Consider the following 23,513-nt stretch of genomic DNA (forward strand, 5'->3'; position numbering starts at 1 on the left):
CATGGACAGCAAGACTCCCCTCACCTCGCGCCGCGGCCTCCTGGCCGCCGGCGGCGTGCTGCTGGCCGGGCTGACCATGGGCCTTTCCGCCTGCGCGCAGGAGGACGCCCTGGCCAAGCAGGCCAAGGCCGGCGACAACAAGAACTACGTGGCCGGCGACGGCTCCGTGACCGAGTTCGCCAAGGCCGACCGCAGCTCCGCCATCGCCATCAAGGGTTCGCTCTTTGACGGCACCACCATTGAGCCCAAGGACCTGCTGGGCAAGGTGACCGTCCTGAACTTCTGGTTCGCCGCCTGCGCGCCATGCCGTGTGGAGGCGCCCGTCCTCGAAGAACTGCACCAGGAATTCAAGGCCCAGGGCGTCCAGTTCTTCGGCGTCAACCTCCGCGACGAGAAGGCCACGGCCGAGGCCTTCGAGAAGTCCTTCGGCGTGGGCTACCAGAGCTTCGATGACAAGAACGGCGCCGTGCTCCTCTCCGTCTCCGGCATCGTGCCGCCGGGCGCGGTCCCCACCACGCTGGTCCTGGACAAGGACGGCAAGGTGGCTTCCCGCGTGCTCGGCGAGATCCAGAAGAGCACCCTGAAGGCACTCATCACCTCCGCCGTGGCCGAGTAGGCCGCAGCCCCATGAACAGCCCCTTCGCCGAGACCATCCTGAACGGATCGCTGCTCCTCGCTGTGCCCGTTGCGCTGCTGGCCGGCCTGGTCTCCTTCCTCTCGCCGTGCGTGCTGCCCCTCGTCCCCGGCTACCTGGGCTACGTCACCGGGCTCACCGGCGTCGACCTCCAGAAGCAGAAGCGCGGCCGCATGCTGGCCGGAATCGGCCTGTTCGTGCTGGGCTTCTCGGTGATCTTCGTGCTGCTGGGCGGGGCCTTCGGGCAGCTCGGCACGCTCATCACCGGCCCGCAGAACGCCTGGATCACGCAGGTTCTGGGTCTCCTGGTCATTGCCATGGGCGTGGTGTTCATGGGCGGCTTCGGCTGGCTGCAGCGCGACGCCAAGATCCATGCCAAGCCGCCGGCAGGGCTGTGGGGCGCACCGCTGCTGGGCATCACCTTCGGGCTCGGCTGGGCGCCGTGCATCGGGCCGACCTATTCGGCGGTCCAGCTGCTGAGCCTGTCCGGCGGGTCCTCCGCGACCAAGGGAGCCCTCCTCGCCTTCGCCTATAGTCTTGGCCTTGGCATCCCCTTCCTGCTGATCGCACTGGCGGTCCGGCGCGGAATCGGCGTCATGGACTTTTTCCGTACCCACCGCCTGGCCATCCAGCGGATCGGCGGCGGGATCCTGCTCCTGCTCGGCATCCTCATGGCCACCGGGGTGTGGGGCACCTGGGTGACCGGGCTGCAGTACTGGTTCCAAAACGACGTGAAGTTGCCGATCTGATGAGCGAGCCCGTGAAAGCCAAGAAGTCCGCCGCCACGTCCGCGGCCCCTGCGCCTAAGACGCCAGCGCCCAGGACGCCAGCCATCGACAAGGCCAAGTCCGAGGCCGCGCTGCCCGTGCTGGGGCCCAAGGACATGCTGCGCTGGGCCTGGACCCAGCTGACCAGCATGCGCACGGCCCTGTTCCTGCTGCTCCTGCTGGCCGTGGCGGCCGTCCCCGGCTCGCTGTTCCCGCAGCGCCCGGCCAACCCCTCGATCGTCACGCAGTACATCAAGGACAACCCGGACTACGGCAAGATCCTGGACGCCCTGCAGCTGTACGACGTCTACTCCTCGGCCTGGTTCTCGGCCATCTACATCCTGCTGTTCGTCTCGCTGATCGGCTGCGTCACCCCGCGCGCCATCGCGCACTACAAAGCCATGCGCTCCCAGCCGCCGCGCACCCCCAAAAGGCTCTCCCGGCTCCCCGAGTACGGCACACTGGTGTTGCCCGCCGACGCCGGGATCCCGGCGTCGCGCGCCATCACGGATGCCGCCGGGCTGCTCAAGAGGCGCGGCTACCGCGTGGAGGTGCGGGACGCGGACGGCGCCATGCCGAACCTCGGCGCGGAACGCGGCTTCCTCAAGGAAGTCGGCAACCTGGTCTTCCACACCTCGCTGATCGGCGTCCTGGTGTCCGTGGCCGCCGGAGGCCTGTTCGGCTACAGCGGCCAGCGCATCCTGGTGGAGGGCGACACGTTCGTGAACACCCTGGTGGGCTATGACCAGTTCACCCCGGGCACCAACTTCCAGAGCAGCTGGCTGCAGCCCTACTCCGTCCAGTTGGACAAGTTCGAGGTCAAGTTCGACCGCGAATCACCCAACAAGTTCGGCCAGCCCATCGACTTCACCGCGGACGTCACCACGAAGGACACCCCGGACGCGCCCGCCCGGAAGCAGGTGCTCAAGGTCAACGAGCCCGTCAGCCTCGGCGGCACCAGCATCTACCTGACCGGCAACGGCTACGCGCCCGTGGTCACCGTGCGCGACGGCAGCGGCAACATCGCCATGCAGGGGCCCGTCGTGGCGAAGCTGCAGGGCGACAACTACTACTCCTCCGTGGTCATCAAGGTCCCCGACGCCAAGCCGGAACAGCTCGGATTCGCCGGATTCTTCCTGCCCACGGCCTTCGTCACCGAGCAGGGCATCTCCTTCAGCGGCGATCCCGAACTGATCAACCCCCAGATGAGCCTCAACTCGTACTACGGCGACCTCGGGCTGGACAAGGGCGTGCCGCAGAACGTCTTCGAACTGGACGTCAAGGACCTCAAGCAGCTCAACGGCCGCGACCTTGAGGCAGGCGGCATCACGCTCGCCCCGGGCATGACCTACACCCTGCCCGAGGGCAAGGGCACCATCAGCTTCGACGGCGTCAAGAGGTACGTGGGCGTGGATATCCACCACAACCCGGGCCAGCTTTACGCACTGATCTTTGGCCTTCTCGCTGTCGCCGGCCTGGTCCTCTCCCTGTACCTGAACCGCCGCCGCGTCTGGGTCCGCACCGGCACCCACGACGACGGCCGCACCATGGTGGAATACGGCCTCCTGGCCCGCGGCGAGGACCACCGGCTCGCAGGCGAAGCCGCGGCACTCCGCGAACTCTTCAGCCGGGAATGGCAGATCGCCGATCAGGCGGACGCCCCCACCGTCTCTTCCTCAACCTCGAAGGACAACTAATGCCCGTCATCAACGAAACCCTGGGCCAGTACAGCGAGCTGTTCATGCTCCTGGCCGCGGCCACGTACACGGTGGCATTCATCGCGTTCGCCTGGGACCTCGCCAAGAGCTCCAAGACCCTGCAGGCCGTGGACCTGAAGGCCGCCGCGGCCGCGGCAGGCGCCAAGGTTGCCGTCGCGGCCGGCCGTCTCGGCGGGCCCGACGCGGGCGGTTCCGACGCCGGCGGGCCGGCAGGACGTGCCGAGCGTCCGACGTCGGGACTCACCGTTGAGGGAGGCACCGCGGCGGGCGACATGAAGTACGCCGCCGAACGCCGGGTCCCGGCCCGCGTTGCGGTCGCCCTGACGGTCCTGGGCGTCGCGATCCACGGCGCCGGCGTGCTGACCCGCGCCCTGGGCGCCGGCCGCGTGCCGTGGGGCAACATGTACGAATTCCTCACCACCGGCGCGTTCGTGGCCGTGGCCGTCTTCCTGCTGGCCCTCATCCGCCGCGACCTGCGCTTCCTGGGCACGTTCGTGCTGGGCCTGGCCGTCATCATGCTCGTGGCCGCGGCCGTGGCCTACTGGACCCCGGTGGGCCACCTGGTTCCCGCGTTGCAGAGCTACTGGCTGGTCATCCACGTTTCCATCGCGGTGCTGGCCTCGGCGCTGTTCACGCTGACGTTCGCCATGTCCGCGCTGCAGCTGGTGCAGTCGTACCGGCAGAGGACCTTGGCCGCGGGCGGTGCCGACAAGCTGGGCTTCATGCGCCTGGTCCCCAACGCCCTGAGCCTGGAGAACCTCTCCTACCGCATCAACACCGTCGCGTTCGTGGGCTGGACCTTTACCCTCATGTTCGGTGCCATCTGGGCCGAAAAGGCCTGGGGCCGCTTCTGGGGCTGGGACACCAAGGAAGTCTGGACCTTCGTGATCTGGGTGGTCTACGCCGGCTACCTGCACGCCCGCGCCACCCGCGGCTGGACCGGCACCCGCGCGGCCTGGCTGTCGATCGTCGGCTACCTGTGCGTGATCTTCAACTTCACCATCGTGAACCAGTTCTTCAACGGGCTGCACTCGTACTCGGGGCTGTAAGGCGGGCTGCTGCCGCCAAGCTGGGGGCTGAGGTCCGTAGGGCGGGCGGCTGGGTCCGCCGAGCCGAGGCCCTTCGCCGTCGCTTAGACACGCTCGAAAGGCGCCACTTCGGTCGCTGGGCGACCTCCGTGGCGCGTTCGATCGCGATGCGCTCCTACCCGAAGGGCCGCGGCCTGGCTCGTGGGCTGCTACCCCTATGCTGCGGGGCGTCGGCTGGCTGGATCCGGACGTGATGTCGCCACCCTTCTAGCTGTGGATTGCCACTTTGGGCCGCTATGAGAGCTCGATTGCGGCCCCAAGTGGCAAAGGGCTTCCGAAATGTGGGTTTACTTCGGTGCCTAGGATGCCCCATTTGCCTTTGGCGCCGTCCAGCCACGTTCCGTGAGCGCTGCGCGGACCCTGGTGACAGCTCTTGGCTCGGCTCCGGGGACGGCTACGTCCAGATCGGATTGTGTTAGCCGGACGACCCGCCAACCAAGTTCCAAGGCATTTTCGTCACGGGCGATGTCGCTGCGGCGCTGCGCTGGCCTTGCATGATGGCCGCCGTCGTACTGGATGGCAATCTTCAGCTCTTCGTAGGACATGTCCGGGTCCTGGATCCAGCCGCCGGTGTTGTCAAAGATGGGCAGGTTGATTCCGGGTTCCGGGAGCCCGTGCTTCACGAGGAGGAGCCGCACCTCCGTCTCCTTGGGCGAATCGGTGCCTGTACGCATTCGTTTCCTGGCATCCATGGCCTTGCAGTGGCCGGCCGCACCACGCCGCGACTCCAGATACGCGTCGAGCTGCCCCGGCGTGGCATCTGGATTGCGGCGGCGCAAAAGGTGGTCGCCGGCGATCACGAGTTCATCCTCATCGAGGACCGAGGACAGATCGAACCACGTTCGCAGCGCTGAAGTGCACGTGACCATCCGCCCGTGGGTGATCTCGTCAGGGCGCAGGCGCAATTGATGGCCTTTGACTCCCCTGCGGCGCACAGCCCTTTTGCCGGGCAGCTGTGTCAGATGGATGATTGCGTGGTCCTGCAGCGTCAAGGGTAAAGGGAATCCCCACAATGCCGCCGCCGTGACATGGGACGCTACGGCGCCCGTGGCCGTGGTGAGTGCCTGGACCCGCCGCAGGAGTGTGACTTCAGTGCCGGTCCGGAGGCGGACGCCGCGACACGGAGTTACGAGGTCCGTTGCCCTGGTCCTTCGTCGCGTGAGGCCCGCTTCCAAGGCCTGGGCCACGGTGAAGGGGGCGTCGTGGAATTCCGATGGCAGGCAGTTGGGGCGTCGCATGAATTGATTCTCGGGCCGTGCAAGGCGCCCACCAGCGTTTTCCACAGATTTGCGCTGCTGTGGAGGTCTAGTTAGCAGCCTGTGCCCTGGAGAATTGCCGTTTCGTGCCGGAATAAACGCCGGAAAGCGGCCTGAAATGGCAAACGTGACGTGGCACCAACGGCGGAGGTCAGGACGGGAGGTGCTGGCTGGGTCAGGAGGTGATGCCGTCGCTGCCTTCGACGCCGGTTTCGCCCTTGAGCTTGCGCTCCTTGGCGTCCAGTTCGTCCTTGAGCTTCTTCAGCCGCTCGGCCTCGGCCTTGTTGCGGCGGCGTGCCTCAAGGTTGCGCAGGAACTCGGGATCGTCGTCGGGGGCGGTGGGGTGGCGGTACGTCTGCGGGGCTTTGCGCGTGTTGTAGGGGCGGCCGAAGATGAACCACAGGATGGCGCCCAGTAACGGGAGGCACACCACGACCACAAGCCAGGCCGGCTTGGAGAGTCCGCGCGTTGAGCGGCCATCGGTGCGGATCACGTCCACGAGTCCGTAGATGTAGATGACTAGAACGACGATGACGCCAACAACCCGGAGCATGAACCAAGTCTAGCCGCCGCCGGGGTCCCGCATGGGCCCGTGACCAGAGTGCAACCATTCGGGCAGCTAAACTTGGACTGTGGCTTTCCTGAAGTATTCCCTGATCCGTCTGGCGCTGTTCGTGCCGTTGTTCGTGCTGTTCGCCTTCTTGCAGGTCGGCTGGATACTGGCGGTGATCTTTGCCGGGCTCATCGCGTTCGCCATCAGCTACCTGTTCTTCCAGAAGCAGCGAGACGCTGCCACGGCGGCCATGCGCGAACGCTTCTCCGGCCGTGCCAAGCCCATCCGCACCGCCGGCGAGGTGGAGGACGCCGCCGCCGAGGACCGCCTGGTGGACGAAAACCCGGACATCGCCGTCAACAACGACAAGCGCCCGGACCAGGCCTAGGAGTTTATGTACAGCTGATGCCCTTTCGAGGCCTCCTTAAGGGCGGGAGCTGTACATAAACTCAGAACCCGCGGCTCAGCACCAGTCCGAGCGAGAACAACACGCTGTAGCCAAGATTGATCAAGCCGGTCTGTTTCAGGACCGGGATCAGGCTCTTGCTCTTCTTGCCGTTGACCATGAGCCAGGCCGGCGTGAGGCAGGCGGGGATCAGCAGCAGCACGATCAGCATCCACGGCTTGGCGGGGGCCAGGACGATCACCAGCAGGATCGCCACGGCGAGCATCAGCACGTAGCTTTCGCGGGCATGGCGGTCGCCCAGGCGGACAGCCAGGGTCTTCTTCCCGGCCACGATGTCCGTGGGGATGTCGCGGACGTTGTTGGCCATGAGCAGGGCGCAGGCGATCAGGCCCGTGCCGATTGCGCCGATCACGGCAGCCAGGCTCAGCTGGCCCGCCTGCGTGTACGTGGTGCCCAGCGTGGCCACCAGCCCGAAGAAGACGAAGACGAACACGTCGCCCAGGCCCATGTAGCCGTACGGGTTTTTGCCCCCGGTGTAGCCCCAGGCCGCCAGCACACAGCCGATCCCCACGAGGATCAGCCACCACGTCTGCGTGATGATCACCAGGATCAGGCCGCACACCATGGCCGCGCCGAACAGAGCGAAGGCCGCCCACTTGACCTGCCCGGGCTTGGCTGCGCCCGAACCGACAAGCCGCAAGGGACCAACCCGGTCCTCGTCCGTGCCGCGGATCCCGTCCGAGTAGTCGTTGGCGTAGTTGACGCCGAGCTGCAGGAGGAGTGCCACGAGGGCTGCCAGGATCGCGTTCGGCAGCCGGAAGGACTGCAGCTCGTAGGCCGCCGCGCTGCCGATCAGCACCGGCGCAATCGCCGCCGGCAGTGTGCGGAGCCGGGCCCCTTGGATCCATTGTGCAGCTGTCGCCACGTTCAGTACCTCGCGTAGTTTCGCAGTGATTGTTTCGCAGTGTTGTTCAGGTGCTGCGGGTCCCGCCCCGGCCATGATGGCCCGGGCGGGACCTGTCTATTGTCCCTGATGCAGTTTGGAGAGCAGTTCGATCATGGCCAGCCGGTCCGGTTTGCCATTGGCGAGCATGAGGAGTCCGTCCGCCGCGAGCACCGTTTTAGGTGCCGCAGCACCCAGTTCCGCGTGCCTGCGCGCCGTGAATCCCTCGATGCCTTCGGGGCTGGGATCGGCCACGGCCACATAGGCGGCCACGGCCTGGCCCCACTCGCGGGACGGGACGCCGGCGACGAAAGCCGCGCTCACGCCGTCGAGCGCTTCCAGCTGTGCCTGGATGAACGCGGCGGACACCTTGACGCCGCCGGTGATGATGACGTCGTCGGCCCGTCCCAGGACGGCGAGGGTGCCATCGGCGGCGAGCTCGCCGAGGTCATTGGTGCGGTACCAGCGGATGCCGTCCTCCTCAAAGAACGCCCCGGCCGTGGCCCTGGGGGCGTCGAGGTAGCCGGCGGCCACGGTGTCGCCGCCCAGCAGGATCCGGCCGTCGTCGCCGAGGCGGATCTCGACGCCGTCCAGCGGCCTGCCGTCGTACACGCAGCCGCCGCACGTCTCGGCCGAGCCGTACGTCGTGACGATGTTAACGCCCGCAGCGCGCGCGGCTTCGAGCAGCTCCGGGGAGGCGGGGGCGCCGCCCAGCAGGATCGCGTTGAAGCGGCGCAGCGCCGCGAGGGTGGCCGGCGCGGGGGATTCGAGCAGCCTCTGCAGCTGCGTGGGAACCAGCGAGGTGAAGCGGACCTTGTCCGTGAGTTCCTCGGCGGCAGCGGTGAAGGCTTCCGGCGTGAAACCGTGGGTGAGGTCCATGACCCAGGGGCGTGTGCCGCCGAAGAGGGAGCGCACCAGGACCTGGACGCCGGCCACGTACTGCAGGGGGAGTGCCAGCAGCCACTGGCCTTCGCCGCGCAGGGCCAGCGCCGTGGCCACGGAGGACGCCGCGAGGGCATCGACCGTGAGCACCGTCGCCTTGGGAGCGCCAGTGGAGCCGGACGTCCGGACCACGACGGCGGCATCCTCGACGCCGGTCTCAACAGGCACCGCGGTGGGCTGGCCGTCTGCACCCACCACGATTTCGACGGCGGGGCCCTCACCGTGGAGGGCGGCCGCAAGTGCCTTCAGTACGGGATCGATGTCCACGGGCGCGTCCTAGAAGTAGTACGGGAAGTTGGACCAGTCCGGATCGCGCTTCTCGAGGAAGGCTTCCTTGCCCTCCACGGCCTCGTCCGTCATGTAGGCCAGGCGCGTGGCTTCACCGGCGAAGACCTGCTGGCCGGCCAGGCCGTCGTCGGCCAGGTTGAAGGCGAACTTGAGCATGCGGATGGCCTGCGGCGACTGGCGGGCGATGTCCGCGGCGTATTCCAGGGCGACTTCCTCGAGCCGTTCGTGGTCCACGGCCTCGTTCACGGCACCCATGCGGACCATGTCCTCGGCGGAGTATTCACGGGCCAGGAAGAAGATCTCCCGGGCGGCCTTCTGGCCGATCTGGCGGGCCAGCAGCGCGGAGCCGTAGCCGGCGTCGAAACTTCCCACCGTGGCGTCCGTCTGCTTGAACTTGCCGTGCTCGCGCGAGGCGATGGTGAGGTCGGAGACCACATGCAGCGAGTGCCCGCCACCGGCCGCCCAGCCGTTCACGACGGCGATGACCACCTTGGGCATGGTGCGCATGAGCCGCTGGACTTCCAGGATGTGCAGGCGGCCGGCCCGGGCGGGGTCGATGCTTTCCTTGGTCTCGCTGTAGGCGTAGCGGTAGCCGTCGCGGCCGCGGATCCGCTGGTCGCCGCCGGAGCAGAAGCTGTGGCCGCCGTCCTTGGGGGAGGGGCCGTTGCCGGTCAGCAGCACTGTGGCGACGTCCGGGGTCATGCGGGCGTGGTCCATGGCCCGGTAGAGCTCGTCCACGGTGCCGGGGCGGAAGGCGTTGCGGACCTCCGGGCGGTTGAAGGCGATGCGGACCGTGGGGAGGTCCTTGACGATGGCGCCGCCTGCGTCCCGTTCCACTTGCCGGTGGTACGTCATGTCCTGGAAATCGTCGAAGCCGGAGACGGTGCGCCAGCGCGAAGGGTCGAAGACGTCGGATACCTGGGCAGGAAGGTGGTTGTTCACAGTCCGAGTCTAGTAATCGCCTCAGCTGATGCAGAACTCGTTTCCTTGTCGGGTGCGGGGTTACGGCTGGAGCTGCTGTATCTGGTCCATGAACTCCGGCGGCACGGCGTAAATCAGCACCACGGCCAGGAGGTTCTTGGCGGCATGCACGAAGTAGGAGAACATTAGGTTCTTCCCCGTCCAGACGTACACGGCGACCAGGACGATGGCCATGCCCAGGTACGGCGCCACGGCGGAGAGCACCAGTCCTTCCCTGCCCACCACGTGGATGGACGCGAAGACCAGCACGGACAGGGTGCAGCAGATCCAGATGTTCACGTGCCGGGACAGCTTGCCGATCAGCAGATGCCGGAAGAGGTACTCCTCCACGAACGGGCCAAGGACCACCAGGAGCGGGACCATGAGCCAGGGAGGCACCTGCTGCATGAGGCCCTGGATGTCCAGTTGGTTCTCCGCGCTCTGCACGGTGCCCGTTGCGGCCACCAGGATGGCCGTGAACACCAGCATGGCCACCAGGGACGCCGGCACCATGGCGGCGGTGAACCACGGCCGTGTGCCGAGGATGCGGACGTCGCGGGCCACCACGTGCCGGGCCGAGGCCACGGCGAACACTCCGACGCACGTATAGAACACGAGATTGACCGCATATGACTCGCTGGCGGGATCCGGGAAAACGGGCCGCAGGAGGGGCTCCAGCAGTTCGCTGGCCACGGCGAAAAGCGCCGTGAATGCAAGGTAGATGGCGGCCGCGGTGGCATCCAGGCCGTTGAAGCGGTACAGCGTGGCCGGCTCTCGAATGGTGCCCATGTGCCCAGCCTAACTTTGCGCGGCGGCGTGCGCCTGGCTAAAATGTTCGGCATGCCTAACTTATTGTTTCGGTGCGCCAAAGACGTCCACCGAGCCGCCGCTGTCCTTGCCGTTCTGGGGCTCTCCCTGGGACTGGCAGCCTGCGGCGGCACCCCTGCCTCCAGCGCTGATGATCGCCCCGTTGTCCTGACCACGTTCACCGTCCTCGCCGACGTCGCCAAGAACGTTGCAGGCGACAAACTCCGCGTCGAATCCATCACCAAGGCCGGTGCCGAGATCCACGGCTACGAGCCCACGCCCGGAGACATCCGCAAAGCGGCGCAGGCCGACCTCATCCTCGACAACGGACTGAACCTGGAAGCCTGGTTCGCCCAGTTCGTGGAGGGCCTGGACGTGCCCCACGCCGTGGTCAGCGATGGTGTCAAGGTCATGCCGATCGGCGAGGATTCCTATCAGGGCAAGCCGAACCCGCACGCCTGGATGTCGCCCAGCAACGTGCAGATCTATGCCAACAACATGGCCAAGGCCTTCGCCACCCTGGATCCCGCCAACGCCGCCGTTTTCGAAGCCAACGCCAAGGCCTACAACGCCCAACTCCAGTCCGTCCAGGACGAGATGGTGGCCAAGCTGTCCGTGCTGCCCGAAAACCACCGTGCGCTGGTGACCTGCGAAGGCGCCTTCTCCTACCTGGCCCGCGACGCCGGGCTCAAGGAGGTCTACATCTGGGCCGTCAACGCCGAGCAGCAGGCCACGCCCCAGCAGATCACCCGGGCCATCGAGTTCGTCAAGAGCAAGCAGGTGCCCGCGGTGTTCTGCGAATCCACCGTCTCGGACGCTCCTATGCAGCAGGTGGTCGGCGCCACCGGCGCGAAATTCGGCGGCGTGCTCTACGTTGACTCCCTGTCCGAGGCCGACGGCCCCGTGCCGACGTACCTGGACCTGATGCGGCACGACGCCAAGACCATCACCACGGCCCTGTCGGGCGGCACCCCGTGAGCCACCCCGCAATCGTGGTCGACAACGTCACCGTCCACTACGGCGACGTCCTGGCGTTGGATGGCGCCTCGTTGTCCTTGGACCACTCGCGCATCTGCGGCCTGGTGGGGATGAACGGCTCCGGCAAGTCCACCCTGTTCAAAACCATCATGGGCATGGTCAAGCCGGATTCCGGCCGTGTCCTGATCAACGGCCACGCGCCCGTGAAATCCCGCAAGGAAGCCGGAATCGGCTACGTGCCGCAGAGCGAGGACGTGGACTGGGCCTTCCCGCTGTCCGTGCGCGATGTGGTGATGATGGGCCGCTACGGGCAGCTCGGGTTCACCCGCCGCCCCCGCAAGGCGGACCGCGACGCCGTCGGACAGGCCCTGGAACGCGTCGAGCTGAGCGACTTCGCCGACCGGCAGATCGGCCAGCTGTCCGGCGGACAGAAGAAGCGCGCCTTCGTGGCGCGCGGCATCGCGCAGGGCGCCACCATGATGCTGCTGGACGAACCGTTCGCCGGCGTGGACAAGCGCTCCGAAGCCACCATCACCCGGCTGCTGCGCGAGCTCGCCGCCGACGGCGCCACCATCCTGGTCTCCACGCACGACCTCCATGCCCTGCCGCAGCTATGCGACGAAGCGGTGCTCCTGATGCGCAGGGTCCTCATGCACGGCAGCCCCGACATGGTGCTGCGGCCGGAAAACCTTGCCATGGCCTTCGGCCTCGACGTCATGAACAGGGACTAGCCGCCATGGACATCCTCAATTTCCTGCTGGAACCGCTCAGCTACGACTTCATGGTTCGGGCGCTCGCGACGACGGCCATTGCCGCCGTGGTCTGCGCGGTGCTGAGCTGCTGGCTCGTCCTGATCGGCTGGTCCCTCATGGGCGACGCTGTCTCGCACGCGGTGCTGCCCGGCGTCGTACTCGCCTACATCGTGGGCGCGCCGTTTGCGCTCGGCGCGCTGGTTTTCGCGCTGATCGCGGTGACCATGATCGGCGTCGTGCGGAACACCAGCCGGGTCAAGGAAGACGCCGCGATCGGCATCGTCTTCACCTCGCTGTTCGCGCTGGGCCTGGTGCTGATCTCCGTCACGCCGAGCCAGACGGACCTGAACCACATCATCTTCGGCAACCTGCTCGGCGTGAGCATCCCGGACCTCATCCAGGTGGTGGTCCTGGGCGTGGTGGCCTTCGCCATCCTCATCTTCAAGCGCCGGGACCTCACGCTGTACGCCTTTGACCCCACCCATGCCCACGCCATCGGCCTTTCGCCCAAGAGGCTCGGTGCGCTCCTGCTGGGCCTGCTGGCCCTCACGTCCGTGGTGGCGCTGCAGACCGTGGGCGTGGTGCTGGTGGTGGCCATGCTGATCATCCCCGGCGCCACGGCCTACCTGCTGACGGACCGCTTCTCCAGGATGCTGGTCATTGCGCCGGTTATCTCAGTGGTGTGCTCCATGGCGGGCATCTACCTGAGCTACTACCTGGACACGGCCTCGGGCGCCATGGTGGTGGTGACACAGGGTGCCGTGTTCGCCGTCGTCTATCTCTTCAGCCCCCGGCAGGGGCTCATCGGCACCCGCATGGCGAGGGCCCGCCGGAAGCGGGCCCTGGCCACTGCCTAAGGCCTACGCCCTAAGGCCTACGCCCTAAGTCCTACGCCCGGACGGACTTGCGGTTGTACAGCCACAGCGCCCAGGCGTAGCCGCCCACACTGAGGACCGCGCACCAGATGAACGTGGCGGGCATCGTCCCGGCCTCCACCGGCGTGCCCATCAGGAGGCCCCTGACGGCTTCAATGAACGGGGTGAAGGGCTGGATGTCGGCGAACCAGCGCAGCACGTCCGGCATGGAACCGGTGGGCACGAACCCGCTGCCCAGGAACGGCAGCAGCAAGAAGATCATGGGCTGGTTGCTGGCCGTTTCGATGCTCTTGGCGTTCATGCCCATGGCCACGGACAACCACGTCACGGAGAATGCGATGAGGGTGAGCACGCCCAGGGCTCCGAGCCAGCCCGCAGGTGAACCGGTGGGCCGGAAGCCGATCAGCACAGCCACGGCGGCCACGAGCAACATGGCGGCCATGGTCTGGATGAGACTGCCCAGGACGTGGCCGGTCAGCACGGCACCCCGGGAGATCGCCATGGTGCGGAAGCGTGCAACGATGCCCTCCGTCATGTCCGTGGCCACCGAGATTGCGGTGCCCGTGGCACCCCCGGTGAGGGTCAGCATCAGGACGCCCGGCACGATGTAGGCGAGGTAGTCGTCCCTGTCGCCGCCCAGTCCCGAACCCAGCGTCCCGCCGAGCACGTAGACAAAGAGCAACAGGAAAACGATCGGCGTCCCGGCAACGAACAGCGGGATCGAGGGGTAGCGCTGCACATGCTTGAGGTTCCGGCGCAACATGGTGGTCGCGTCGGCCGCTGCAAAGCTGAGACTGCTCATCGTACTGTCTCCTTCTGGCTGGCGGAATCCTTCTGGCCGGTGAGGGCGAGGAAGACATCGTCCAGGTTCGGTGTTTGGACGGAGAGGTCGCTGACCTCGATCGAGGCGCGCTCCAGGCGGTCCAGCACGTCCTTCAGGGACCTGACGCCGTCGTCGCCGGCGACCTCCAAAGTGAGGGCGTCGTCGTCGCGGGCGTCTGAGTCGAGAACGACGGCGGCCCGCTCCAACGCGGACAGGTCACCGAACGTGAGGCGGATGTGCCCGCCCGGGACCAGCCGCTTCAGCTCGGCAGGCGTGCCCTCGGCGACGATCCGGCCCTGGTCCAGCACGGCGATCCTGTCCGCCAGGTGGTCGGCTTCGTCCAGGTACTGGGTGGTCAGGAAGATGGTGACGCCGCGGGCCGCGAGGCCCTGGATGATCTCCCACATGGTGCGGCGGCTGCGCGGGTCCAGGCCCGTGGTGGGCTCGTCCAGGAAGATGATCTCCGGATCGCCCATCAGGGTCATGGCGAGGTCGAGCCGGCGCCGCATGCCGCCAGAGTACGTGGCGAGCGGCTTCCTGGCGGCTTCCACGAGGTCGAAGCGCTCCAGGAGTTCGGCCGTGCGGCGCTTGAGCTCGGCCGCGGGGAGGTGCCGGAGCCTGCCCATCAGGGCCAGGTTTTCCTCGCCGGTGAGCAGGGCGTCCACGGCCGAGAACTGCCCGGTGAGGCCGATCCTGCCGCGCACCTGCTCGGCCTCATGCCCGACGTCGAAACCTCCCACCGCGATCTCCCCGCCATCGGCACGGATCAGGGTGGAGAGGATGTGGACGATCGTCGTCTTGCCGGCGCCGTTGGGGCCGAGGAGGGCGAAGATGGTTCCCGCCGGAACGGTGAGGTCAACGCCGTCGAGGACTTGTTTGCTGCCGTATGCCTTGCGCAGCCCGGCCACCGTGATGGCCGCAGGGGTGGTGCTTGCCATGACTCTTCCTTTGCTTGGATCGTGCGTGGGTCTTACCGGGTTCCTTGGGTCTTACAGTGCGGGGGCAGGGGAGCGCCGCACGGTGATGTCGCCGTAGGCGCTGCGGGCCCGGATCTCCACTTTGGCGTCCGTCTCGCCCGGCCCGGACGTGGCGTCGAGTCCGTTGCGGACGCGCCCGTACTTGGTGCTGAGGTCCAGCCACGCGGCGCTGCCTTCGCGGATGCCGATGGCCAGTGATCCGGCTGCGGTCTGGAGGGTGAGGGTTCCGCGGGCCACCTCGCCGATGGTGATGTCGCCGTTGGAGGCCTTGATGGTTGTATTGGCGCCGGCCCGTTCCAGGACGACGTCTCCATTGGCGGCACTGACGTGGAGTTCGCCGGCGGCATCCACGATGTGCGTGCTGCCGTTGCCGTTCTTGACGCTGGCAATTCCGTCGATGTCCCGGACCCGGATCTTGCCCGAGCCAGTCTTGATCTCGGCCCGGCCCGCGACGCGTTCCACGGTCACGTCGCCCATGCCCGTGTGGACCCGGAGGTCGGTGCAATGGTCGATCCGGACGTGGCCCATGTCCGTCTTGAGATCGGCGGAGCTGAACTCGCCCTCGCAGCGGAGGTCGCCCATGCCGGACTTCAGGTCCAGGCCGCAGCCGATGGGCACTTCTACGGTGATGTCCACCGCTCCGCCGTCGCTGAACCAGGTGTGGCGGAGCGCGGGACGAAGCCTGACCTGCAGGCGGCCGTCCGAATAGTCCACCGTGGTCTGCTCGGCCATTTTGATGTCCAGGGCGCGGCTTGCGGTGCGCGGCTGAACGTTGACCACAGTGTCGCTGCGGTTGCCGGCGACGATCCAGATATCGGCACGGACAGAAACGTCCACGACCACGGCGATCGGCTGGGGGGTCTCGAAGGTTGTCATCAGCGTGCCCATCCTGTGAAGTTCTGCTCGCCGGGGTCCCGACGTGCCGTCCGTTGCGATTGTTGGCTGCCCTTGAGGGCATCCGCCACAGCCCGGATCAACCAGGAGTTGACGGACAGGCCTTCGAGGCCCGCGGCCTCTTCGACCTGCTGCTTGAGGAGGTCCGGGAGGCGGAGCGTGGTACGGGAGGTGCTGCCGCCGTCGGGCTCCTCCGCGGAAAAGGCGCGCGTCGGCTGGCTCGATCGCTCGCTGACGGCCTCGAAGTCGGCTGCGGCCGGCTGGTTGGTGACCACGAACTCCGGATCGCGGCCCCGCAGCCGGACCTCCACCGAGGCCGGGGCGAGCTCCAGGGTGATTTCGCTGGCGGCGTCGGAGAGGGCTTCCAGCAGGACGAGGCGGACGGTGGATTCAAGGGCGGCGGTGAGGCGTTCGCTCAGGGCAAGCGCGTCCGGTCCGCCGGCCTCCGCGGCCACGTCCAACTGGTGTTGGACTGAGGTGACGTATTGGTTGAGTTGCATGACACCATCCTGACGTCATAATGGTGTCATGTCAAGAACTTGGTGGGGAAAAATGGTGTCATATGTGGTGTCGGGTGGCAGCTCGCGCGGCGCCTGGGGCGGTGATGAGTCCCGGGTGGGGTCCCTGCAAACGGATCGTTACACCTTGTCCTGTGGGCGGAAACATGCCGCGGCGTGTCCGGAAACAACGGCGGACCACCATGGAAGAGTCAGCCGGCCGAAAGGACTTGCCCCGTGATCGCCAAGAATCTCTTCCTGCAGGGCATCTACCCTTTCGAGGGTTCCGGGCTGGACAAGCCGGTTCCCATCCATGCTGAGCTCTCCCACTTCGTCCCGGACGGCGTCATCAACCAGACCCTCTACTTCCGAGGCGGCAATTCGAGCCCGGAACTCATCACCGTGGTCCTCATGCGCGACGGCGTCCCCATGCGGTACTTCCCGATCGGCGCCAAGAGTGACGTCCATGTGCCCCTCCGGGTGGTGGAAGACACCGACGGCGGGTCGGTGATCGAAGTCTTCATCGTGGCACCGGTGGGCGTCAGGGGTTCCGTGGTGGTGGACCTGGGCATGGTGGAACACTGATGACCAGCGTTCTGGACCGGCCGCAGGCCGCAACGGATGGGGCCGCGTCACGGCGGCGGCTGGTGGTGATCGGCAACGGAATGGCAGGCGCCCGTGCCGTCGAGGAGGTCCTCGCCCGCGGCGGCGGGGGCCAACTCGACATCACCATGTTCGGTGACGAGCCCTACGGGAACTACAACCGGATCATGCTCAGCCACGTTCTCTCCGGCGAGGCAAGCGATGCGGACATCTTCCTCAACGCCCTGCCGTGGTACCGGGAGAACAACATCACGCTTCATGCCGGGGTCCGGGTGGAACGCGTGGACAAGTTCAGCAAGCACGTCTTCGCCGGCGACGGCCGCGTGGTGCCGTATGACGTCCTGATCATCGCGACCGGGAGCCGTTCATTCCTGCCACCGATGGACGGCCTCTACACGCCCAGCGGATCGGTGCGGCATGGCGTCTTCACGTTCCGGACCTTGGACGATACCCGCAGGATGGTCCAGTTCGCCCGGCAGGAGCACCACCGCCGCGCCGTGGTGATCGGCGGCGGATCGCCCGGCCTGGAAGCAGCCCGGGGGCTGCAGGCCCGCGGCATCGACGTCGCCGTGGTGCACTCCGGAAGCCACGCCACGGCGATCCTGGGCAAGGACCGGATCACCGGCGTCCGGCTGCGGGACAAACCGGACCTCGACCGCGACATGGTGGTGGTTGCCGCCGGCATCAGGCCGAACGTTGATGTCGCCGTCGTGAGTGCTTTGGCCGTGGAGCGGGCCATCGTGGTGGACGACCAGCTGCGTGTCATGGACGAAGAGGACATCTACGCCGTGGGCGAGTGCGTGCAGCACAGGGGCGAGGTCTACGGACTGGTGGCTCCGCTGTGGGAGCAGGCCGCCGTCCTGGCGGACCACATCACTGGCGCGGACAGGACCGCCGCTTATCTCGGTTCCGGGCGTTCTTTGTTGCCTGCGTCACTGGCTGCCCCGGGGATCCCGTAAGATAGACGAGTTGCGCGAACCTTCGACGTTTCGCGGTCTTTGGCTCACAGTCAGGCTCCCAACCGGGAAAACCTCGAATTATGTATGCCAAAACTGCCTGTGTTCCGGCACTGGCACGACTCCCTACAGCAAGGCCCCAACCCACAAGGAACAGCTGTGCAAAGTACCCCCACAGATCTCCAGAGCCCCACGGCCGCACCCACCGCCGTCGGCTCCTCCCTCAGCGCCGAGGGCTACCAGAAAACCCTGAGCCGCCGCCACGTCACCATGATCGCGATGGGCGGCGCCATCGGCGTCGGCCTGTTCATGGGCGCGGGTGGCCGCCTGGCCTCCACCGGCCCGGCCCTGATCTTCTCCTACGCCATCGCGGGCGTCATCGCCTACCTGCTGATGCGCGCGCTCGGTGAACTCATCATGTACCGCCAGACGTCTGGCTCCTTCGTCAGCTATGCCGGCGAAATGTTCGGCAAGAAGGGCGCCTTCCTGTCCGGCTGGATGTACTTCATCAACTGGGCCATGACGGGCATCGCCGAGCTGATCGCGATCGGCCTGTACTTCCAGTTCTTCTTCCCGAACGTCCCCGTTGAACTGTCCGCCATCGCTGCCCTGGTGCTGCTGGTGGCCGTGAACCTGTTCAGCGTGAAGGCCTTCGGCGAAGTCGAATTCTGGGCCTCCTGCCTCAAGGTCGCCGCGATCGTCATCTTCCTGGCCGTGGGCACCTTCATGGTGGTCACCAACGCCCAGGTCGGCACCGGCCACGCTTCCGTGACCAACCTGTTCAACGGCGACGGCGGCATGTTCCCCAAGGGCGGCCTGGTGATGATCCTGGTCCTCAACGCCGTGATCTTCGCCTACAACGCCATCGAACTGGTCGGCATCACCGCCGGCGAAATGGAAAACCCGAAACGCGAAGTGCCCAAGGCGATCCGCGCCGTCGTCATCCGCATTGTGGTGTTCTACGTCGGTTCCGTCATGCTGCTCGCCATGCTGCTTCCCTCGGACCAGTACAAGGCCGGCACCTCGCCGTTCGTCACCGTCTTCGGCCAGATGGGCCTGGGCTGGATGGGCGACGTCATGAACATGATCGTCATCACCGCCGCCCTGTCCTCCTGCAACTCGGGCCTGTACTCGATCGGCCGCATCTTCCGCACCATGGCCAACAACGGCCATGCCCCGCAGTGGCTGACCAAAATGTCCACGCGCCACGTGCCGTACGCTGCCATCCTGGCCATCGGCGGTGTCTACCTCGTGGGCATCCTGCTGAACATCTGGCTGGGCGGCTCCCACGCCTTCGACCTCGCGCTGAACACCGCGTCCATCGGCGTCATCTTCACCTGGGGCTCCATCTTCGCCAGCCAGATCGCGCTGCGGAAGAAGCGCGGCAACGTCTCCAGCCTGCCGATGCCCGGTTCGCCGTGGACCAGCTGGCTGGGCCTGGTGGCTCTGCTGGCCATCACCGTGCTGATCGGCTTCGACACCATGACCAGCAAGTCCGGTGAGGTGTTCTACCTGGGCCTCTGGACCCTGGCCACCATCCCGTTCTTCGCCGTGGTCCTGTGGCTTGGCTGGCAGAAGGTCAAGAACAACGAGCCGAAGAGCGAGCTGTTCAGCTAGCCTTCCGCCTTTTCCGCCCAAGTCTTAGTACGCTGGGCCATACCGACGGCGGGTGCTTCCATCTGGGGGAGGCACCCGCCGTCGTGCTTTTTCCGATGCAGCCATTTTCCGGTGCAGCCATTTGTCGGTGCCCGGGGCTAGGCTCGGTCCATGGACCACAGCACCAGCCTCAGCCAGCACATCAACGCCGCCCCGGACAAGGTCTGGGCCGTCATCTCGGACATTCCCGGCTCCGCCGCCACCCTTTCCGGCATCGACTCCGTGCAGATGCTCAGCGACGGCCCCTACGGCGTGGGTACGCGATGGAAGGAGACCCGCACCATGATGGGCCGGCAGGAAACCGTGGAAATGTGGGTGTCCCAGACGGATCCGCCGCGCAGCACCACGGTCAAGGCCGTGCAGGGCGGCGCCGATTACACCACGCGCTTCACGCTGGAAGAGCGCGACGGCGGCACTGAGCTGACGCTTTCCTTCGGGGCCGAGATCCTCAAACCAAGCCTGCTGAGCAAGATCGCCATGGCCCTTTTCGGGAAAATCGGCATGAGCATGACGCGCAAGGCGCTTGCCAAGGACCTGGCGGAGATCGCCGCGAAGGCGGAGTCGCTTTAGTGGTCGCCGCGAAAGTCACCGCCCCGCGCCTTTCCCCCGTTCGCTTGGACGGGCTGCGGGACGACGCTGCCCCTGACTTCCAGCGCGGCGAGCGGTACGACGGCGTCCGGTACAGCCGCGCCTCGGCCGACGGCCTGGAGCTGAGCGGCGCCGACTTCATCGAATGCGAATTCGCGGGGGTCTCCTTCAACGAGACCCAGCTGCGCGGGGCGACGTTCCGGGACTGCATCCTGGCCGAACCCTCTGCGCCGGTCCTCATGGCGGCGCGGACGTCGTGGCAGGAGGTGGAGATCGGCAATCCGCGCTGGGGCTCCGCCGAACTGTATGAGGGCAGCTGGCGCTCGGTCAGGATCGACGGCGGCAAGCTGGACTATGTGAACCTGCGCGGTTCCAAGCTGGTGGACGTCCTGATCTCCGACTGCATCATCAACGAGCTCGATCTTGGCGCGTGCACGGCCAACCGGGTCGCGCTGAAGAACTGCACCATCGGCACTCTCGACGTCACCGGCGCCAAACTCAAGGACGTGGACCTCCGCGGCACGGACTTCCGGGCGGTCAACGGACTCGATGGCCTGGCCGGTGTGGTGATCGACGACTACCAGCTCAGCCTGCTGGCGCCCCTGCTGGCCGGGCATCTGGGCATCCGGGTGGTCTGAAGTGCCGCGCTCCTGAGTTTGTGTACAGATAGTCGCCCTTGAAACCCAATACCGTTCAGTTAACGGCCAAGATGAGGATTTGGGGTTCGTGGCCGGGCATCGGGCAGCCGGGTTTCAGTAGTCGGCTTCAACTGTCCGGAACGAGGCATGAAACCAGACTCCCATCAATCCTCACTGAACGGTATTGAGGCTAGTCAGGCTCACAGCGAGGGGTCTCGATGGGCGGGAGGACGCAGGAGATCAAAGACTTCTCCAGGATCGGTCCAAGCCTTCGTTGGCTGAGGCCGGCCCCGGGTCGGATCGTGTGGCTGCGGTACATTGGTTCTCATGTGGCACGCGGCACCTGGCGCCGCGTTGGAGAAGGGCAACGATGTACCGGATCGACCATGCGGACTCCTTTGCCGGTTGGCGCCGGCTGATCTCATCCTCGTTCGTGCCCCTTGGCGCCGAGCCCGTGCGTCGCGGGCCGTTCCGCGGGCAGGTCGGCGGGCGACGCCTGAACGAGGTCGGAATGATGCAGGTGGAAGCCTGCGCGCACACCGTGGTGCGGACCCCTGAACTGATCGCCGCCGGGGGAGTGGGACAGTACAAGCTCAGTCTCCAGCTCGGCGGGCACGGGCTGCTGCTGCAGGACGGGCGGGAAACCGTGCTGCGCCCCGGGGACCTGGCCATCTACGACACCCAGCGTCCCTACACCCTCACCTACGACGAGGACTTCCGCACGCTGGTGCTGATGTTCCCGCAGCACCTGCTCGGCCTCTCGCCGCAGGACGTTTCCGAGCTCACCGCAGTCCGGCTGGGCAATGGCCAGCGGCTCGGCGAGGCCGTGGCCCCGTTCGTCGCCCAGATCGGCCAGATGCTTCCCACGCTCGAGGGCCCCATCGGCTACCGGCTGGCCATGAACATCGTCGACTTGCTCTCCACCCTGCTGGCCGACGAGGTCTACTCCCGCCCCGGTCAGGCCGCCGACGGCCACGGCCGGCTCCTGCGCCGGATCCAGCATCACATCGACGCACACCTTGCCGACCCGCAGCTTGACCCGCCGGGCATCGCCGCTGCGCACTTTATCTCCACCCGGACCTTGCACCAGCTCTTCGCCGACGCCGGGCACACCGTCGCCGGATGGATCCGCGAACGCCGGCTGGAGCGCTGCCGCCGCGACCTGCTCGACCCGCTGCACGCCGACGTGCCGGTCGGCGCCATCGGGGCCCGCTGGGGACTGCCCGACGCCGCCCATTTCAGCCGCGTCTTCCGCGGCACCTTCGGCGCGTCACCCACCCAGTACCGCCGCGCGGCCCAGGCCGCCGTCTCCTGAACCCCGCACTGGATGACAAACTTCGCGCCGGGAAAGACAAAACGCCGCGCGGTGACCTGGGTCATAGTGGGATGAGAGGCATTCCCACGCGCCGCGGCCCGCCGGCCGCCCCACCACAGGAGACGATGATGTCGATCCAGCCAGACACCCAGCTGCACACTTGCCAGGAACTGCTCGCCGCGATCGCGCCGACGGGGGAGTCGCGCGTGATCACGGATCCGGCTACCGGCGAGGTTGTCGCCACCGCACCCGTGCACACCGCCGACGACCTGGACGCAGCGGTCGCCGCCGCCCGCGCAGCCCAGCCGGGGTGGGCTGCGCTCAGCCACGCCGAGCGCAGCGAATACCTGAACAAGGCCGCCGATGCAGTCGAAGCCTCCGCTGAGGCGCTGGCCGAACTGCTCTCGCGCGAGCAGGGCAAGCCGCTAAACGGTCCTAACGCGCGCTTCGAGGTCGGTGCGTGCGCCGCGTGGCTGCGCGCCACGGCGTCGTTCGAATTGGAGCCGGAAGTGGTGGTGGACGACGGCGAGACCCGCGCCGAGGTGCACTACCGGCCGCTGGGCGTGGTGGGCGCGATCGGGCCGTGGAACTGGCCGATGATGATCTCCGTCTGGCAGATCGCCCCGTCGCTGCGCATGGGCAACACGGTGGTCGTCAAGCCCAGCGAGTACACGCCGCTGAGCGTGCTGGCCCTCGGCGCGGTGCTGAACCAGGTGCTGCCGAAGGACCTGCTGCACGTGGTTTCCGGCGGGCGCGATGTGGGCGAACGCATCTCCGCGCACCTGGGCATCGACAAGATCATGTTTACCGGCTCCACCGCCACCGGCAAGGCGATCATCCGCTCCTCCGCCGACACGGTGAAGCGGCTGACCCTGGAACTCGGCGGCAACGACGCGGGCATCCTGCTCGACGACGTGGACCCGAAAGCGATCGCGCAGGACCTGTTCTGGGGTGCGTTCATCAACACCGGCCAGACCTGCGCCGCGCTCAAGCGCCTCTACGTCCCGGACTCGATCTACGACCAAGTCTGCGATGCGCTGGTCGAGGTCGCGGAGCAGATGCCGATGGGCGTGGGGCTGGACGAGAACAACGTGCTCGGCCCGCTGCAGAACAAGGCGCAGTTCAACATCGTCGCGAGACTCGTCGAGGCAGCCAAGGCCTCTGGCGCCCGCGTGCTCATCGGCGGCAACCCGGACGAAAGCCAGCCGGGCTACTTCTACCCGACCACGCTGGTTGCTGACATCGACAACGACAACCCTCTGGTGGCCGAGGAACAGTTCGGCCCGGCGCTGCCGATCATCCGCTACTCCACCGTGGACGAGGCGGTGCAGATGGCCAACGGGCTGGACGTAGGACTCGGCGCCTCGGTGTGGTCCGCCGACCCGGCGAAGGCCCGGCAGGTTGCCGCCCGGATCGAGGCGGGCACCGTGTGGATCAACAAACACGGTGCCGTGGACCCGCGCATCCCGTTCGGCGGGGCGAAGCAGTCAGGCTACGGCCTGGAGTTCGGCGTCGCCGGTCTCAAGGGGCTCGGCACCCCGCAGGTCATCAACGGCTAAAGCGCCCCCAACATACCAGGCTCCCGCACCGTGGCGGAGC

General features: G+C 66.9%; 24 protein-coding genes and 1 pseudogene. 15 read left to right on the plus strand and 10 right to left on the minus strand.

From position 1 onward, the window contains the following. Position 1 precedes the first annotated feature (1 nt). The 4 genes from J1902_RS06575 to ccsB are packed head-to-tail and all read left to right on the plus strand — an operon-like array spanning position 2 to position 4,168. Entirely contained in the window at positions 2–616 is a 615-nt protein-coding gene (locus J1902_RS06575) for a TlpA family protein disulfide reductase (protein WP_207615450.1), read from the plus strand. Between the two features lie 11 nt (positions 617–627). Beyond that, entirely contained in the window at positions 628–1,383 is a 756-nt protein-coding gene (locus tag J1902_RS06580; RefSeq protein WP_207615451.1) for a cytochrome c biogenesis CcdA family protein, read from the plus strand. Further along, entirely contained in the window at positions 1,383–3,098 is a 1,716-nt protein-coding gene (gene resB, locus J1902_RS06585) for a cytochrome c biogenesis protein ResB (protein ID WP_207615452.1), read from the plus strand. The genes J1902_RS06580 and resB overlap by 1 nt, the downstream gene beginning before the upstream one ends. Then, positions 3,098–4,168, plus strand: coding sequence for a c-type cytochrome biogenesis protein CcsB (gene ccsB / locus J1902_RS06590; protein WP_207615453.1), 1,071 nt, complete (start codon positions 3,098–3,100; stop codon positions 4,166–4,168). Before resB ends, ccsB begins: the two co-directional genes overlap by 1 nt. Before the next feature lie 338 nt (positions 4,169–4,506). Here ccsB and J1902_RS06595 read toward each other — a convergent pair whose 3' ends face one another. Further along, positions 4,507–5,445 (minus strand): PDDEXK family nuclease, encoded by a 939-nt coding sequence (locus J1902_RS06595; RefSeq protein WP_207615454.1) that lies wholly within the window; start codon positions 5,443–5,445, stop codon positions 4,507–4,509. A 193-nt stretch (positions 5,446–5,638) separates the two neighbouring features. Continuing rightward, complete coding sequence (locus tag J1902_RS06600; RefSeq protein WP_207615455.1) at positions 5,639–6,016, minus strand: PLDc N-terminal domain-containing protein; 378 nt, start codon at positions 6,014–6,016, stop codon at positions 5,639–5,641. Between the two features lie 79 nt (positions 6,017–6,095). Between J1902_RS06600 and J1902_RS06605 the strand changes: the two genes are divergently transcribed. Then, positions 6,096–6,404 (plus strand): DUF4229 domain-containing protein, encoded by a 309-nt coding sequence (locus tag J1902_RS06605; protein ID WP_207615456.1) that lies wholly within the window; start codon positions 6,096–6,098, stop codon positions 6,402–6,404. Positions 6,405–6,465: 61 nt separating this feature from the next. Here the strand turns inward: J1902_RS06605 and J1902_RS06610 are convergent, their stop codons facing one another. The 4 genes from J1902_RS06610 to J1902_RS06625 form a co-directional block, all read right to left on the minus strand. Then, positions 6,466–7,347 carry a 1,4-dihydroxy-2-naphthoate polyprenyltransferase gene (locus J1902_RS06610; protein WP_207615457.1) on the minus strand — a complete coding sequence of 294 codons (882 nt, stop codon included), beginning with the start codon at positions 7,345–7,347 and terminating at the stop codon, positions 6,466–6,468. A gap of 96 nt (positions 7,348–7,443) precedes the next feature. Continuing rightward, positions 7,444–8,574, minus strand: a complete 1,131-nt coding sequence (locus tag J1902_RS06615; RefSeq protein ID WP_207615458.1) for an AMP-binding protein — start codon at positions 8,572–8,574, stop codon at positions 7,444–7,446. A 9-nt stretch (positions 8,575–8,583) separates the two neighbouring features. After that, the gene (locus tag J1902_RS06620) at positions 8,584–9,537 is read right to left on the minus strand and encodes a 1,4-dihydroxy-2-naphthoyl-CoA synthase (RefSeq protein ID WP_207615459.1); all 954 of its coding nucleotides are present in this window, start codon (positions 9,535–9,537) and stop codon (positions 8,584–8,586) included. A 60-nt stretch (positions 9,538–9,597) separates the two neighbouring features. Beyond that, positions 9,598–10,344, minus strand: coding sequence for a CPBP family intramembrane glutamic endopeptidase (locus tag J1902_RS06625; protein ID WP_207615460.1), 747 nt, complete (start codon positions 10,342–10,344; stop codon positions 9,598–9,600). A gap of 51 nt (positions 10,345–10,395) precedes the next feature. On the opposite strand from J1902_RS06625, the gene J1902_RS06630 reads away from it, so the two are divergent. From J1902_RS06630 to J1902_RS06640, 3 genes are read left to right on the plus strand one after another with little or no spacing between them, the layout of a single operon-like run. Continuing rightward, entirely contained in the window at positions 10,396–11,340 is a 945-nt protein-coding gene (locus tag J1902_RS06630) for a metal ABC transporter substrate-binding protein (RefSeq protein ID WP_207615461.1), read from the plus strand. Beyond that, entirely contained in the window at positions 11,337–12,071 is a 735-nt protein-coding gene (locus J1902_RS06635; protein ID WP_207615462.1) for a metal ABC transporter ATP-binding protein, read from the plus strand. The genes J1902_RS06630 and J1902_RS06635 overlap by 4 nt, the downstream gene beginning before the upstream one ends. A gap of 5 nt (positions 12,072–12,076) precedes the next feature. Then, positions 12,077–12,949 (plus strand): metal ABC transporter permease, encoded by an 873-nt coding sequence (locus tag J1902_RS06640; RefSeq protein ID WP_207615463.1) that lies wholly within the window; start codon positions 12,077–12,079, stop codon positions 12,947–12,949. A gap of 31 nt (positions 12,950–12,980) precedes the next feature. On the opposite strand, the gene J1902_RS06645 is transcribed toward J1902_RS06640, so the two are convergent. Genes J1902_RS06645 through J1902_RS06660 form a run of 4 tightly spaced genes read right to left on the minus strand, consistent with a single transcriptional unit; the run spans position 12,981 to position 16,161 of the window. Beyond that, positions 12,981–13,769, minus strand: coding sequence for an ABC transporter permease (locus J1902_RS06645; RefSeq protein WP_207615464.1), 789 nt, complete (start codon positions 13,767–13,769; stop codon positions 12,981–12,983). After that, complete coding sequence (locus J1902_RS06650; protein WP_207615465.1) at positions 13,766–14,728, minus strand: ATP-binding cassette domain-containing protein; 963 nt, start codon at positions 14,726–14,728, stop codon at positions 13,766–13,768. The genes J1902_RS06645 and J1902_RS06650 overlap by 4 nt, the downstream gene beginning before the upstream one ends. A gap of 51 nt (positions 14,729–14,779) precedes the next feature. Beyond that, positions 14,780–15,643, minus strand: coding sequence for a DUF4097 family beta strand repeat-containing protein (locus J1902_RS06655; RefSeq protein ID WP_207615466.1), 864 nt, complete (start codon positions 15,641–15,643; stop codon positions 14,780–14,782). Next, positions 15,643–16,161, minus strand: coding sequence for a histidine kinase (locus tag J1902_RS06660; RefSeq protein ID WP_207615467.1), 519 nt, complete (start codon positions 16,159–16,161; stop codon positions 15,643–15,645). The genes J1902_RS06655 and J1902_RS06660 overlap by 1 nt, the downstream gene beginning before the upstream one ends. A gap of 234 nt (positions 16,162–16,395) precedes the next feature. Between J1902_RS06660 and J1902_RS06665 the strand changes: the two genes are divergently transcribed. From J1902_RS06665 to J1902_RS06695, 7 genes and pseudogenes are all read left to right on the plus strand, one after another. Continuing rightward, positions 16,396–16,743: a molybdopterin oxidoreductase gene (locus tag J1902_RS06665; RefSeq protein ID WP_207615468.1), complete on the plus strand. Its 348-nt coding sequence runs from the start codon at positions 16,396–16,398 to the stop codon at positions 16,741–16,743. Further along, positions 16,743–17,672 (plus strand): annotated as a pseudogene (locus J1902_RS06670) (NAD(P)/FAD-dependent oxidoreductase); the annotation flags it as partial. The gene J1902_RS06665 and the pseudogene J1902_RS06670, both read left to right, overlap by 1 nt. 204 nt (positions 17,673–17,876) lie before the next feature. Then, positions 17,877–19,334, plus strand: a complete 1,458-nt coding sequence (locus J1902_RS06675; protein ID WP_207615469.1) for an amino acid permease — start codon at positions 17,877–17,879, stop codon at positions 19,332–19,334. 150 nt (positions 19,335–19,484) lie between these two features. After that, a complete protein-coding gene (locus J1902_RS06680) occupies positions 19,485–19,943 on the plus strand; it encodes an SRPBCC family protein (RefSeq protein WP_207615470.1) in 459 nt (152 codons plus the stop codon). After that, positions 19,943–20,599 carry a pentapeptide repeat-containing protein gene (locus J1902_RS06685; RefSeq protein WP_207615471.1) on the plus strand — a complete coding sequence of 219 codons (657 nt, stop codon included), beginning with the start codon at positions 19,943–19,945 and terminating at the stop codon, positions 20,597–20,599. Before J1902_RS06680 ends, J1902_RS06685 begins: the two co-directional genes overlap by 1 nt. 370 nt (positions 20,600–20,969) lie before the next feature. Continuing rightward, positions 20,970–21,914 carry an AraC-like ligand-binding domain-containing protein gene (locus J1902_RS06690; protein WP_207615472.1) on the plus strand — a complete coding sequence of 315 codons (945 nt, stop codon included), beginning with the start codon at positions 20,970–20,972 and terminating at the stop codon, positions 21,912–21,914. 128 nt (positions 21,915–22,042) lie between these two features. After that, the gene (locus tag J1902_RS06695; RefSeq protein WP_207615473.1) at positions 22,043–23,473 is read left to right on the plus strand and encodes an aldehyde dehydrogenase family protein; all 1,431 of its coding nucleotides are present in this window, start codon (positions 22,043–22,045) and stop codon (positions 23,471–23,473) included. Positions 23,474–23,513 lie beyond the last annotated feature (40 nt).

The organism is Arthrobacter cavernae (assembly GCF_017368795.1).
Taxonomy (GTDB): Bacteria; Actinomycetota; Actinomycetes; order Actinomycetales; family Micrococcaceae; genus Arthrobacter; species Arthrobacter cavernae.

Excerpts from the sequence above, each read along its gene's own strand:
- J1902_RS06580 (WP_207615451.1), top strand. The coding sequence starts at position 628 with ATGAACAGCCCCTTCGCCGAGACCATCCTGAACGGATCGCTGCTCCTC.
- J1902_RS06595 (WP_207615454.1), bottom strand. The coding sequence starts at position 5,445 with ATGCGACGCCCCAACTGCCTGCCATCGGAATTCCACGACGCCCCCTTC.
- J1902_RS06695 (WP_207615473.1), top strand. The coding sequence starts at position 22,043 with ATGTCGATCCAGCCAGACACCCAGCTGCACACTTGCCAGGAACTGCTC.
- ccsB (WP_207615453.1), top strand. The coding sequence starts at position 3,098 with ATGCCCGTCATCAACGAAACCCTGGGCCAGTACAGCGAGCTGTTCATG.
- J1902_RS06660 (WP_207615467.1), bottom strand. The coding sequence starts at position 16,161 with ATGCAACTCAACCAATACGTCACCTCAGTCCAACACCAGTTGGACGTG.
- J1902_RS06640 (WP_207615463.1), top strand. The coding sequence starts at position 12,077 with ATGGACATCCTCAATTTCCTGCTGGAACCGCTCAGCTACGACTTCATG.
- resB (WP_207615452.1), top strand. The coding sequence starts at position 1,383 with ATGAGCGAGCCCGTGAAAGCCAAGAAGTCCGCCGCCACGTCCGCGGCC.
- J1902_RS06690 (WP_207615472.1), top strand. The coding sequence starts at position 20,970 with ATGTACCGGATCGACCATGCGGACTCCTTTGCCGGTTGGCGCCGGCTG.
- J1902_RS06680 (WP_207615470.1), top strand. The coding sequence starts at position 19,485 with ATGGACCACAGCACCAGCCTCAGCCAGCACATCAACGCCGCCCCGGAC.
- J1902_RS06645 (WP_207615464.1), bottom strand. The coding sequence starts at position 13,769 with ATGAGCAGTCTCAGCTTTGCAGCGGCCGACGCGACCACCATGTTGCGC.
- J1902_RS06655 (WP_207615466.1), bottom strand. The coding sequence starts at position 15,643 with ATGACAACCTTCGAGACCCCCCAGCCGATCGCCGTGGTCGTGGACGTT.
- J1902_RS06575 (WP_207615450.1), top strand. The coding sequence starts at position 2 with ATGGACAGCAAGACTCCCCTCACCTCGCGCCGCGGCCTCCTGGCCGCC.
- J1902_RS06600 (WP_207615455.1), bottom strand. The coding sequence starts at position 6,016 with ATGCTCCGGGTTGTTGGCGTCATCGTCGTTCTAGTCATCTACATCTAC.
- J1902_RS06650 (WP_207615465.1), bottom strand. The coding sequence starts at position 14,728 with ATGGCAAGCACCACCCCTGCGGCCATCACGGTGGCCGGGCTGCGCAAG.
- J1902_RS06625 (WP_207615460.1), bottom strand. The coding sequence starts at position 10,344 with ATGGGCACCATTCGAGAGCCGGCCACGCTGTACCGCTTCAACGGCCTG.
- J1902_RS06630 (WP_207615461.1), top strand. The coding sequence starts at position 10,396 with ATGCCTAACTTATTGTTTCGGTGCGCCAAAGACGTCCACCGAGCCGCC.